The organism is Acinetobacter sp. YH12039, from assembly GCF_013420015.1.
Classification (GTDB): domain Bacteria; phylum Pseudomonadota; class Gammaproteobacteria; order Pseudomonadales; family Moraxellaceae; genus Acinetobacter; species Acinetobacter amyesii.
Genome location: NZ_VOZA01000007.1, coordinates 34668 through 48436, shown reverse-complemented (window position 1 = coordinate 48436; position 13769 = coordinate 34668). Strand labels below are relative to the sequence as shown.

The 13769-nt window shown below is 41.4% G+C and carries 9 protein-coding genes; 6 read left to right on the top strand and 3 right to left on the bottom strand.

What is annotated here, in order from left to right:
* Positions 1–9 precede the first annotated feature (9 nt).
* From FTT98_RS05230 to FTT98_RS05220, 3 genes are all read right to left on the bottom strand, one after another.
* Entirely contained in the window at positions 10–1791 is a 1782-nt protein-coding gene (locus tag FTT98_RS05230) for an acyl-CoA dehydrogenase C-terminal domain-containing protein (RefSeq protein WP_078194153.1), read from the bottom strand.
* A gap of 193 nt (positions 1792–1984) precedes the next feature.
* A complete protein-coding gene (locus tag FTT98_RS05225; RefSeq protein WP_180022419.1) occupies positions 1985–3787 on the bottom strand; it encodes an acyl-CoA dehydrogenase C-terminal domain-containing protein in 1803 nt (600 codons plus the stop codon).
* Positions 3788–4105: 318 nt separating this feature from the next.
* Positions 4106–4735 (bottom strand): hypothetical protein, encoded by a 630-nt coding sequence (locus FTT98_RS05220; RefSeq protein ID WP_180177093.1) that lies wholly within the window; start codon positions 4733–4735, stop codon positions 4106–4108.
* 135 nt (positions 4736–4870) lie between these two features.
* Here FTT98_RS05220 and baeS point away from each other — a divergent pair, with 135 nt between their 5' ends.
* From baeS to FTT98_RS05190, 6 genes are all read left to right on the top strand, one after another.
* Positions 4871–6553, top strand: coding sequence for a sensor histidine kinase efflux regulator BaeS (gene baeS, locus FTT98_RS05215; RefSeq protein WP_180177092.1), 1683 nt, complete (start codon positions 4871–4873; stop codon positions 6551–6553).
* Between the two features lie 12 nt (positions 6554–6565).
* A complete protein-coding gene (locus FTT98_RS05210) occupies positions 6566–7252 on the top strand; it encodes a response regulator (RefSeq protein WP_111885370.1) in 687 nt (228 codons plus the stop codon).
* An 86-nt stretch (positions 7253–7338) separates the two neighbouring features.
* On the top strand, positions 7339–8745 hold the full coding sequence (locus tag FTT98_RS05205; protein WP_218946169.1) for a hypothetical protein: 1407 nt from the start codon (positions 7339–7341) through the stop codon (positions 8743–8745).
* 26 nt (positions 8746–8771) lie between these two features.
* Positions 8772–9863 carry a hypothetical protein gene (locus tag FTT98_RS05200; protein ID WP_257230188.1) on the top strand — a complete coding sequence of 364 codons (1092 nt, stop codon included), beginning with the start codon at positions 8772–8774 and terminating at the stop codon, positions 9861–9863.
* 437 nt (positions 9864–10300) lie between these two features.
* Positions 10301–11998, top strand: a complete 1698-nt coding sequence (locus FTT98_RS05195; RefSeq protein WP_180177091.1) for a carboxypeptidase regulatory-like domain-containing protein — start codon at positions 10301–10303, stop codon at positions 11996–11998.
* 353 nt (positions 11999–12351) lie between these two features.
* Positions 12352–13707 carry an amino acid permease gene (locus FTT98_RS05190; protein WP_180177090.1) on the top strand — a complete coding sequence of 452 codons (1356 nt, stop codon included), beginning with the start codon at positions 12352–12354 and terminating at the stop codon, positions 13705–13707.
* Positions 13708–13769 lie beyond the last annotated feature (62 nt).

The following is a 13769-nucleotide window of genomic DNA, read 5'->3' as shown; positions in this document are numbered from 1 at the left end:
TGCGACTAATTAAGCTTGGTTGGTAAAGTAATCTTCAGAGAAGTTCATGATCACTTCAGAACCTGCTTTCACTTTAGCAATGCGTAAAGCCAATTCAGGCAAAATACGCTGCGTGAAGTAAAGAGTTAGTGCAAGTTTGTTTTGGTAAAACTCGCCATCTTTGTCTTTTGCTGCATCTGCAATGCGGGCAAACATATAGGCAAAGCTGAGTAGGCCTACAGCATGTAAGTAATCAACTGCTGCTGAGTTCGGGAATTCAATGTTTTCACGAGCAGCTTCAAGTACATATTGAGTCACAGCTTCAACTTCAGCTGCTGCATCTAATGTTGCATCTTTGATGTAGTTCAAGCTGGCATCTAAATTATTGGCAAAATCACGGATTTCTTGGATATATTCAGCAATGAATTCACCATTGCACTTAATGGTTTTTCGACCAATTAAGTCTTGCGATTGAACACCGTTGGTCCCTTCGTAAATCTGTGCAATACGGAGGTCACGGATACATTGTTCCATACCCCATTCACGAATAAAGCCATGACCACCGAAGACCATTTGCGCATCGAGTGTTGCTTGGAAAGCTGTATCAGTTAAATACGCTTTCGCAATCGGTGTTAATAGCGCAACACGGTTATTGGCTGCTTTGACTGCTTCTGGGTCAGTAGAGAACTTGGTAATGTCCAGTTGTTGACCAACATAAACCGCAAATGCACGAGACGCTTCATTGTTGGCACGTGCGTTCAGCAACATACGACGTACATCACCATGAACTAAGATGCTGTCTGCAGGTTTTGCAGGCGATTGAACGCCAGAAGCGCTACGGCCTTGTAAACGATCAGTCGCATATTGCGCTGCATTTTGATAAGCAAATTCAGAAGCACCTAGGCCTTGAATACCCATAGACAGACGTTCGTAGTTCATCATGACGAACATCGCTGCAAGGCCTTCATTTTCTTTACCAACCAGGTAGCCTTTCGCGCCATCAAAGTTCATCACACATGTTGCAGACGCTTTGATCCCCATTTTATGTTCAATAGAACCAGGGCCTACAGCATTACGCTCACCCAATGAACCATCTGCATTCACCAAGAATTTAGGTACGATGAATAGTGAAATTCCGCGTGAGCCCGCAGGCGCATCAGGCGTTTTCGCTAAAACTAAGTGGATGATATTTTCAGAAAGGTCGTGGTCACCGCCAGTGATGAAGATTTTCGTACCTGTAATGTTATAAGTACCGTCTTCATTACGTTCGGCTTTAGTTTTGATAATACCTAAATCTGTACCTGCATGCGGTTCAGTTAAGCACATGGTGCCTGACCATTCGCCTGTATACATTTTTGGCAAATAAGTTTCTTTTTGCTCTTGTGATGCATAGCTGTTTAACGCCATGCCTGCACCAACAGAAAGAAGCGGGTAGAGCATGAATGATGGGTTGGTTGCAAACAGCATTTCATCAGACAGAACAGTCAGCATTTTTGGCATGCCTTGACCGCCCCATTCTTCATCTGCGCCTAGACCAATCCAGCCGCCTTCAGCATATTGTTTAAATGCTTCTTTGAAACCAGCAGGAGTCGTGACATTGCCATTGCTATAGGTTGCGCCTTCTTCATCACCTGTGCGGTTTAATGGATGAGTGACGTTTTGCGCAAATTTTGCCATTTCTTCAAGAATGGCTTCTGCAGTAGCAGCATCAACGTGAGCAAGATTTTCGTTGTTTTGCCAGAATTGTTCTGCTTTAAAAACATCATTTAAGATGAATTTCATATCTGCAAGCGGCGCATTATAAATTGGCATGTTCGTTCACCTGTTTATTGTTTGAATCTATGGACTTGGGGCAATTTGTATCGACACAAAGCGTGGAGAAAATTGACCAAAGTAAAATTATGGGACTATTTATAAAGAAAAAGGACTGCCAATGCTATGACCGTCCTTTCTCTATTTCTGCACTCACGAGTACAATTTTTTGAATATGTTTTAGATATTCACATTAGAATGCAAAGTGTTCTGCATCCAATGCCATAAGAGGATCTAGGCCACCTGCAATCACTTCTACATGAGAGCGAACGCGTGGTAAGATTTTCTTGAAGTAGAAGCGAGCAGTCGTTACTTTTGCATTGTAGAAATCAACATCTGTTGTTCCTGCAGCTAAAGTTTCTTGTGCAACTAGTGCCATGCGAGCCCATAAATAAGCAAGCGTTACATAACCAGAGAAGTAGAGGTAATCGACTGCAGCAGCACCTACTTCTTCAGGGTTTTGCATTGCTTTCATACCAATCTGCATGGTTAAGTCGCCCCATTCTTTGTTTAGCGCAGCAAGCGGCTCAACAAATTCTTTCATGGCAGCGTTGTCTTTGTTAGCTTCAACAAATTTATGGATGATCTTGGTGAAGTCTTTCAACATTGCACCTTGAGTACCCAATACTTTACGGCCTAACAAGTCAATTGCTTGAATTTCAGTCGTACCTTCGTACAAGCATGAAATACGTGTATCACGTACAATTTGTTCCATACCATGTTCAGAAATGAAGCCGTGGCCGCCGAATACTTGAACACCGTGCTTCGCAGATTCAGAACCTGTTTCAGTTAAGAATGCTTTAGCAATTGGTGTTAATAGAGACAAGATGTTGTCAGAGAATTTACGTTCTTCTTCAGTTGCACCTTGTTCCACGATATCGGCATGGAAAGACAATAAGTAAACCAAAGCACGGCCAGCTTCAGCAAATGATTTTTGCGTCATCAGCATGTTGCGTACAGCAGGGTGAACGATAATTGGATCTGCTTCTTTTTCAGGAGCTTTAGGGCCTGAAAGTGAACGCATTGCCAAACGGTCTTTTGCATAAGCAAGCGCACCTTGGAAAGCCCCTTCAGAAGCTGAAAGACCTTGTACAGCAGTACCGATACGTGCAGTGTTCATGAATGTGAACATGCAGTTTAGACCGCGGTTTTCAGGGCCAATCAAGAAACCTTTTGCGTTATCAAAGTTGATGACACAAGTCGCGTTACCATGGATACCCATTTTGTGTTCAATCGAACCACAACGTACAGCATTGCGCTCACCAATTGAGCCATCAGCATTTACATTGAATTTAGGTACGATGAATAATGAAATACCTTTCGTGCCTTTTGGTGCACCTGGTAGACGAGCAAGGACGATATGGATGATGTTTTCAGCCATGTCGTGTTCACCAGCAGAGATAAAGATTTTCTCGCCAGAGATTGCGTAGCTACCGTCTGCTTGTGGTTCAGCTTTAGAACGGATAATACCTAAGTCAGAACCTGCATGAGATTCTGTTAAGCACATCGTACCTGTCCATTCACCTGAAACAAGTTTAGGCAGGTAAGTGTCTTTTTGTTCTTGAGAACCGTGATGTTCTAAAGTACGTACAGCACCATGAGATAGACCTGGATACATACCCCAAGCCCAGTTCGATGTACCCACCATTTCTGAAATGATGTTACCTAGTGAAACAGGTAGACCTTGACCGCCATACTGTTCTTCAGCAGACAAAGATGGGAAACCGAGTTCGATATATTTTTGATACGCTTCTTTAAAACCAGTTGGTGTTGTTACAACGCCATCATTCCAAGTACAACCTTCACGGTCGCCGACTTGGTTAAGAGGAGAAAGTTCATTTTCACAGAAGTCAGCAGCAGCTTCTAGATATTGGTCAACCAACTCACGGCTTACGGTATCAGAAAATGCAGGCAATTGTGCATAGTGATCTTCTGCTTTTAAAAGTTCATGCAGAACAAATTGCATATCACGTAAGGGCGCTTTGTATTGTGGCATATCGTTTTCCTCAATACTGGTTTCTACCAGCGTTAGTAATCCTAAATAAACATTTGAACGTGTCTTCAATGACACGTATTGGAATGGTTCTAATCGTGCAACATCTTCTTATTGGGTACAAGCATTTCAGGGCGATTTGTTGGTGACTGTAAAGTCAAAGAAATATCCCTTGAAAATGCTAAGTGCATTGAGTGTAAACACTTTTGGCTGAAAATGAATGACACAAATAGTCAAAAAGCGTAAAAAGATATGTCCAATAAAAAAGGCACTCATGGGAGTGCCTTTTTATACTCAATGATATTGCGAGCTAACTTTGACTTATTTTACTGGTGCTGGCGTCGGGGCAACAGGGGCTTTAGGTTGGAAGCGAACTTCACATTTACCATTGATTTGCTGTTCGCCAACTTTAATCGCAACCGTGCTACCATCAGTCTTGCCTTGGCATGCTTTCATAATCGCTTGTTGCTTCGCTTGGCGTTCTGCTAAACGCTGATCAAATTGTTTAGTCAGCTCTGCACGTTTTGCATCAGTCAGTGGCTCACCGCGTTGCATCTGACCACGCATGTCGCCATGCATTGGACGATGTTCACCGCGCATTGGTTTGTGTTCACCACGTGCTTTTTTCATGTCTTGACGGTCTGCGTTGAACACCATGGTACATGTACCATCAATGCTTTTATCGCCAGCTTTTACTTGAACTGTTAAACCTGTAGTCTTGCCATCACAGGCTTTTTGCATCTCTGCAAACACTTGACGTTGCTCTGCACGCATTTGTTTGAAATGTTCACGTTGCTCAGGTGACATACGACGATCTTGATCACTATGATGTTGTTTCATCATACGGCCATGATCGTTATCTTTTGGTGCGGTTGTTGATTGACAAGCCGTCAATGCACCCATGCTCAATACGCTTGCACCGATTAAAGCCATTTTGGTCATTTGTTTCATAGTCTATACCCCACCAGATTAGATATTTTTTTCGATGGTTAAAGATTAAATAATAAAGATGTAGAAACAATGGAGAGTTTTTTAGTTGCGTGTTCGCTACAATAATGAATATAGAAGAAAAATGAGAGTTCTCTTTTGAAAATACGTCGTATCCCGATTGCCCTACGCTTGTTTCTGACTGTGCTGTTGACGACGCTCGTCATCACAACGGTAAGTCTTGGCGTGTTGCATTGGAATATGCAGCGTAATTTCACTAAATATGTAGCCGATGTCGAGATGCAAAAGCTTGACCATGTCATTGAAAATTTAGCCGATGTGTATACGGTTTATCATGATTGGGGCAATGCGATTCAGGCGCAGATTTTGCAAATTGAAGGGCAGGCAGCACCCGATGACTATGATCGTCTCTCTCGGTGGTGGCTACGTCGTCAATATGACATTGCATTGCAGCAGCGCTATTTCCAAGATCATAGTTTGAATGCAACGTCGATGTTGGCGACACCGCAGCAAACGGCGGAACAAAAAACTGAAGAGCTGAAATGGCTGGAACAAAATTTACCGTCTGAGTTTCAACCCTTTGAAGGTTTAAAATTTCCTTTAAGCGCGAATCAAAATGTGTTCCGCCCCAAAGAAGCGAACGCGGATGAAAAAGATAAAGATAAAGATACAGGTCAATCATCTCAAAACAATACCAACAATGGTGGTAAAAAACAGTTTATCCAAATGCCTGACCGCTTGGGCTTGAGTTCGCGTTTATCTTTATATGATGCACAGCGCCAATTTGTCGTGGGTGAACCGACAGATGAACAGATTTCTTATCGTCCGATTATGGTGAATAATCAAATCGTGGGGTATCTAGGACTCAAACCTGTACTCGAGCAAGATGATGCGATCAGTATTAACTTTTTTAGTAAGCAAAAACGTTATTTATTATTGGTTTATGTGCTTAGTTTTATTGCGAGTTTAATTGCTGCACTGTTATTGGCGACCTACTTTAAAAAACCGATTCAGCGTTTGTTAATGGGGACACGTGAGTTAACCAAGTGCAATTATCAACATCAAGTCGCGGTGAACCGTAATGATGAACTCGGCGATTTATCAAATGAATTGAACCAGTTGGCCGTGATTCTCGATCAGCATGAAACGTCACGTCGTCAATGGGTTGCCGATACTTCACATGAATTAAAAACGCCATTGGCGGTGTTGCAGGCTCAAATTGAGGCGATGCAGGACGGTATTCGTAAGCCAACGCCAGAGCATTTTGCCTCAATGCTCAATCAAGTGAGTAGTTTGAAAAAATTGACCAAAGATTTGGCGGATTTGGCGCAAGCCGATGCACAGCAGTTGAATTGTTATTTGACCACGCTCAATCCGTGTGATGTAGTGATGCAAGAAGTTGAAAGCTTTAAGCCGAAGTTTGAGCAAGCAGATTTGAAAATTACCGCAACGGGCGAAGGGACTTCATTACAATTAGATATAGACCGTTTTAAACAGATTATGGTCAACTTATTGGGCAACAGTATTCGTTATACGGAAGCTGGTGGTGAAGTGCATGTACATACTGAGCAGGATGAAACCCAGTGGACCGTGTATGTCGATGACAGCCCATTTGGTTTAACTGATGAACAGTTGGCACGTTTAGGTGAGCGTTTCTATCGCGTGGATGATTCGCGCACGCGTGCAACCGGTGGTACAGGATTAGGATTGGCGTTATCCGTAAAAATAGCTAGAGCATTGGGCGGAGAATTGAGTTTTGATCATTCTCCATTGGGCGGTTTGCGTTGCAAATTGACATTTCCCAAACAGATGAAACATTAAAAGGAAGCATGCATGAAACATATCATGTTGGTTGAAGATGAAGTGGAACTTGCACAGCTAGTGCGTGATTATCTAGAGGCTGCAGGCTTTGAAGTCAGCATGTTTCATGATGGGCAAGAAGCCTATGAAAGCTTCACACAACGTAAACCGAGTCTGATGATTTTAGACCTGATGGTGCCTCGTATGGATGGCTTAACCATTTGCCGCAAGGTGCGTGAGCAGTCTGATTTGCCAATTATTATGGTGACTGCACGTACTGAAGAAATTGACCGTGTATTGGGGCTCAATATGGGTGCTGACGATTATGTCTGCAAACCGTTTAGTCCGAAAGAGTTGGTGGCACGTGTGCAAGCGGTATTACGCCGTTTAGAACGAAAAGCAGAACCCGAAGTCAATGATTTATTCCGTATGGACAAAGCACAGCAGCGCATTTGGTATCAACAAAAAGCGCTGAGCTTAACGCCAACGGAGTTCCGTTTACTAGAGTTGTTCTTGGAGCATGTGGGGCAGGTATATTCACGTGCGCAATTGCTAGATCATATCAACCCAGACAGTTTTGAGGTGGCTGACCGTGTCATTGACAGTCACATTAAAAACCTGCGCCGTAAAATTTCGGATGCTGCTGAAACTGGCAACCGCCATGAGTGGATTCAAGCTGTGTATGGCGTTGGCTACCGTTTTGAATATCCAGAGGATTAATGTTACTTTTTGTTCTTGAATCTTTTTTTAAAAGCCTTTAATTTTTAAAGGCTTTTTTATTTGTATTTTTAAGAGGGAAAAACATAATGATTTTAAAAAAAACCTTATTAGCAATAAGCTGTTCTGTAATTTTAACTGCATGTGGCGGTGGTGGCGGCGGGTCTTCTAGTAGCGGTGGGACTTCAGATAATGGCGGTTCAAATGGGGAAACAGCTAACCCATCAAATCCAGCAACAGATTTAGAGAAAGCTAAAGTATTAATCAAAACTACGAACAATATTATTGCCTATTTTGACAGTTTTAAAGGTTTGCAGTCTCAGTATGAGCCTGCATTTGATGCTGTAAGTAATGCAGGAAATGATATTAGTAATGCTTCTGATCTCATCATTACTTTAGCTTCATTGGCGCAGAAAGATGCTCAAGGTTCCACAAAAGACTATACCGCTGCAGAATTAGAGGCACTTTTAGAGGATGATGCGACCTATGGGGGGATATATTATCCAGATTATATTTTGAGCAAAAATGGTCTTAAAATCAGCGTAACACCGACTTCAGTTTCTGTTAATGGAAGTGTATCGGCTAAATATTGGATGGACTATATTTGGGATAGCAGTACTTTTACTGGAAAAGATGTTTTTAGCGATGCGGTTTTGATTACTGTAAGCAATTTAAAGTTGGATGCGCCATTCACAGCATCTGCAAAACAGCATGATTTTAAAATAGTTTCAGGCGGTAAAATCACAGCTAAAAATGCGGATGGATTAGAATCAAGCTTAGGGTTTAATAGCAACAGTACCGCTCAAGTTGTTTATGATACAGCTATCAAGCTGGAAGACTCAGAAAGTGAAAATGCTCCGGTTACGGCACAATTTAAATTTTTAAATGTTTTGTTAACAACTCAAAACGCGAAGCTGAATTTAACTGAACTTTCAAGCAAAGCTGCTCGAGTTAAATTCAAAAATGGTACTGAAACATTTAATCAAATTATTCCATATGAAATTATTTTGAAAGGTGAAGCTTTAAGCGGAGCAGAAAACTTAGGCTTAGATGCAAATATTAAGCTAAAAAATGATCTGACTAAAACCTTTGATATTACCCAAGGCGAATCTGCGGCTGCATTTATTAATGCAGATTTGACAGTTAATCTCTCTGGTAACGTAAAAGGTGGGGGGGCTGCTGTGAAGCCATTCAGTTTACTGCTTAACGCTAAAAGGAATGATTACCAAAAAGGGATAGCAAATCTTAAAGTTACAGTTGATCAAAATACATTAAATATAGATGTAAAAACTGACAATCTGATCGCGCAATCTCCAATTATCTGGTCAAGAGTATCTCATGCGAATGGTGCATTTGTAGAAATTCCAGATTTAGATCAATTCAGTTCTGCTGATATTAAAGTCGGTACTGTTAGCTACGGTACGATCAATAGAGTATCGAATAGCATTTATTCTGCGAAATTTACCGATAACACTGTGCTAATGATTGCACCATAATAATGAATTAAGGAGAGGGGGTAACGATGTTCCCCCTTTTTTCTATGTTGAAAAAAAAATTAGTATTATTGGGATTATCGCTCCCGTTTTATAGCTATGCACAAGAGGCTATCTATTATCAAGTGCAAGCAGATGTTTATAGTGAACCGTTAGCGATTCATGCATTTACAGATGATTGGGATGATTCTAAGTTTAAATCAGGAAAAAATGCATTTGCTCATGGTTTAATGCAATTGGGCGTAAAGCAGGGTAATTGGGATTTTAGCTGGATCTGGCGATATGACTATGCGCTCAATTTCAGTGAGGATACAGCAAAGCTTTATTATCAAATACAGAATGAACTGCCTATCGATGCAAACTCAACGTATGACTTGAGGCTTGAAGCACAGCATATTGATACTGTTGGGTCTCGGGCTGCCTATACATGGCCCATTAGTTCGAATTGGAATTTAGAAACGGGTATAACCGCGTTAATTGGGCGTCATTATATTGATGGTCATATTAATGCGCTAGGGGTAACGACAGATCAGCAAGAGCTTATGGACCGCGTCAAATGGCTGAATGGGAGCATAGATTACAGTTATGATCATCCTGCTTTGAAAGAAGATAAAATGGGCTGGAATGAGCAGGCGCATAGCGGGTATGGCTATGCCCTAGATGCAACTTTAAGAGGTGCTATTGCAAAAAATTGGAATTTAAAAATTAATATTCAGGATGCATTGGCATATTTATATTGGCAAGATGCTCCATACACACGATATAACATCAGCTATGATCAAGATAAGCGTCCACGGTTTGATATTCAGGGAGAGTTTGATAAAGATAAGACCTATGCGCAAAAGCTGCCATTTAAAATTTATACAGATTTAAATTATGACTCAGAGCAGGCTTGGAGTTTAGGACTCAGTTCAATCTCAAATGAGTATATAAGTCTTTGGCAGCTCAATGCATATTGGAATACAGGGCTAATGTGGGGAATCCATTTTGAACCCCAAACCAATTCGTTTGGCCTTTCCGTCAAACATGAAAACTTTGGTTTTAAATACATAGCAGATTCATTCAATACCAACCAAGCAAAACGTATGGGCGCGCAAATATATGCGCAATATCTATGGTAAGTGCTGTTGGACCAGCGACTGTAAACAGATTAGCTTCTTTAGAATGTGTAAAGTTTTAAGCAGTTGTTTTATTTAACCGTATTGATATGTATTAAAAAAAACTTTGCATTGTCATAATGGAATTTAAATTGTTCGGTTATGAATAAGTTTGAATTTATCTATAACCGATTTTTATTTATATCGTAAATTTTTTATTTTTTAAAGTTTTTATTAGTATTAGATATTTATTAGTATTCCATTTTTGAAGGAATGGGCATCCCTTTACAGCAAAACAATGGCAATTGGATGAATGATAAAAATCACATAAAAACGCGAAATTTGCGCATTTAATGAAAATTGGTTATTATTTTGCTGGAATATTCACCAGTATGTTTGGGCTGGCAGAGTTCAATGTAGAGATAACAATTTTAAAAATGGAAAATTAGAGGGCAGAACAGATGAAAAATATAGCATTTGCAAAAATAATAATGGTCACGGGTGTCTTGGGTTTAACGGCATGTGGTGGTAGTGATCGTGATGAGACAGGAAGCGTACCGTCAGAGCCAGTTGCCGATGCCATGGTACAAAAAAGTGTAGAAGAGCTGACGCTGTTGGATGTAAATAATCTTGCATTAAATGCTGCGTCGATTCAGATTTTAAGTGATGAAGAATGGCAAAAAGTACAAGCAGGCAGTCTGAAAATAGCAACGAATACAATTATAGCGGATGATTCTGAGCAGTTCTTTCCACCGATTAATAGTTTACCGACAGCAACTCATTTTAAAGGTCAAAGTTATCTTGCCAATGCTCAAGGCATCGTTAAACTGCCTAAATTGGCTGCAGGCACATATTATGTTTTGGTCACTAAAAATGGACAGTCTACAGTTTCGGCATTCTTGATCCATCCTAAAAATACCAATAAGAGCATTGTGTTGAATGTGGTTCTCAACTGCTTAGACCAAGACTGTCAGACACTAAGTGATGCACCAGTCAATGATGCAGTGGTCGGAACATTCTCTGGTCAAGTGATTTTTAAAGGGAAACCTTTGGCGAATGCGCAAGTGTCATTGTCTGGCGGTACAGCGACCAATGGCGCATTTGTTAGTGCTTTGACTGATGCCAATGGATATTTCACGCTTTCATTTAATGTGAGCAATGATCTGCTTGAAGCATTGAAAAATGCCACGCTCACCATTAACGGTGCAGGAATTAACACTATTACGAAAAAAGTTACGGTCATTGCTTCTTCTGCATCGGGCTATCAATTTGAAGTGCTGCCTGAAACAGCATCTGCAGATGTGGTATGGCGTGAAACTTTTGAAGTGGACTCTGCAACCCGCAATGCATGGACAAGGTCGCAACCAAGTGTGGCTAATGTCGATTGGCAGTTGCTAAACAAAGGTCACAACATTCGTAATAATCAAGTAAATCAGCGTGTGCGCTTAGCGCCGAATGACCAAAGTCAAGGCAAGGTACCTGAGCCACTGCAAGGCAATACAGCATATTGGTATGGTGACAAAGTAAATGGTAATTTTATTGGCGCTTTAAGTGATTCATCCACGGCTCTAGAGTTTGATGGCGGCACCTCGCAGTATGACAATAGGGGAGAATTGATTTCACCTGTTATTAATCTAAGCCAATATCATGCGCCTTTGAGTTTAAGCTTTAAAACATGGTGGGAAATTGAGTCGGTCAATCCAAATAATCAAGGGTTCGATTTGATGAATATTTTAGTTTCTACCGACGGTGGCAACAGCTTTAAGACCTTGGCTCGATTAAACCCGCTGGCAGATCCGTCCTCTGCATATGAGCGCGCGCCGATTCCATACAGTAATTTAGGTTTTAACCTCGCGCCGGCTGCTGTTCAGCAAGAAGCAATTTCATTAGATGAATATGCAGGCAAGGCCAATGTCCAACTGAAATTCCAATTCAGAACAGTCGATGAACTTTATAACGGTTTCCGCGGCTGGATGATTGATGATGTGGTGATTCAGAAAAAAGCCGGAACTTTCCCATTATTTGATGGTGCGAGTTTTGATGAAAATTCAGATAGTTTCTCTCAGGACTATAGTGGCGTCGCTGCAAAACAAGCGGGCACTGTGCTGAAAAGCACGAAGAGTTATGCACGCTGGGCTGAAGTGCCACAGCGTAAATAAAGATTTACATGACACCGCAGTATGAATGGTTAGAATAGGTTTAGGCGTACTGCATTCGCGATCAATCAACCATCAAGCGTGGTGAATGCTAAAAACAGCTCTCAATTGAGAGCTGTTTATATTTGAAAGGGCAATATATTCAGCCACTTCAGCACACTGGCGGCTAAAGATTTCGGATGTTGTAATGGAATCATATGGCCTGTATTGTCAAGCCTATAAATTACCAAGTGCTATGGAGTAATGCAGCTCACACGCTGTATTCCATAATGATTCATACAGAAATAAACTGCGAATATTTGGCTGCAAAGAGCTGCACAGGCTACAATCCACTTTTTTATAAGATGAGACGTGTTGTGAGCAGCGAAATGCCTCAACTGCAGCGCCGATTAAAGAACCGTCATATTCAGCTGATTGCAATGGGTGGCGCAATCGGGACAGGGCTATTTTTAGGCTCTGCGTATATTATTGAGTCGGCTGGACCATCGATAATTCTGGGCTATTTGATTGGTGGCTTGGTTGCTTTTCTGATTATGCGCCAGTTGGGCGAGATGGTTGTACAAGAGCCAGTCACAGGTTCATTCAGTCATTTTGCTTTTAAATATTGGGGCAAGTTTGCTGGCTTTTTAACGGGCTGGAACTACTGGATTCTCTACATTTTAGTGGTGATGACCGAGCTGACTGCGATAGGCAAATATATCAATTACTGGTGGCCGCATGTGCCTGCTTGGGTTTCAGTTCTGGTGTTTTTTGCTGTGATTACGCTAGCCAATTTAGCCAATGTCAAACTGTATGCAGAATCTGAATTTTGGCTGTCGATGATTAAAGTTGTGGCGATTGTTGCCATGATTATTTTTGGTATATACCTGCTACTTACAGCAGGCGCAGACTCTACCGCTTCGATTAGTAATTTATGGGTACATGGCGGCTTCTTCCCGCACGGTTTTGAAGGCTTATTCTACATGCTAGCCTTTATGATGTTTGCTTTTGGCGGCATTGAATTGATCAGCATGGCGGCGGCTGAAACTGAAAATCCTGATCAAAATATTCCCAAAGCGGTGAATCAGACCGTGATCCGCGTGTTCTTATTTTATATCTGTTCCTTGGCGGTACTGCTGTCGCTGGTGCCGTGGAATCAGTTGAAACTTGGCGGTTTGGATCATAGTCCTTTTGTGATGATTTTTAATCAGATGGGGATTGATTGGGCGGCACATTTGCTGAACTTTATTATTTTGACTGCATCCGTTTCGGTCTGTAATAGCGGCATGTATGCCAATAGCCGCATGCTGCTGGGCTTGGCAGAACAAGGCAATGCGCCAAAAGCATTTAAGCAGGTGAATAAACACGGTACGCCGATTGCCGCGGTTTTATTTTCTGCTTTGCTGATTTTTGGCTGTGTACTGCTGAATTATTTCTTGCCTGAAAAAGCATTGAGTTATTTGATTTATATCGTGGTGAGCGCTGCGGTGCTGAATTGGATGCTGATCAGCTTGATTCACCTGAAGTTTAGAAAAGCGATGCATCAGCAGGGCATACTGACCAAGTTTCCTGCATTATTTGCACCGTTCACCAACTATTTTGTTTTGGTGTTCATGCTGATTATTTTATACATCATGTGGAATCAGGGCTTTATGCTGTCGGTGCTGATGCAGCCCGTATGGATTTTACTGCTGTATGTGCTGTTTAAAGTGATGCAAGCGAAGAAGATTTAATACCATGAAGGCTTAGGGACGAGCCTTTGTTCACTGTTACTAAAGAATGATTTTGAAAAGTT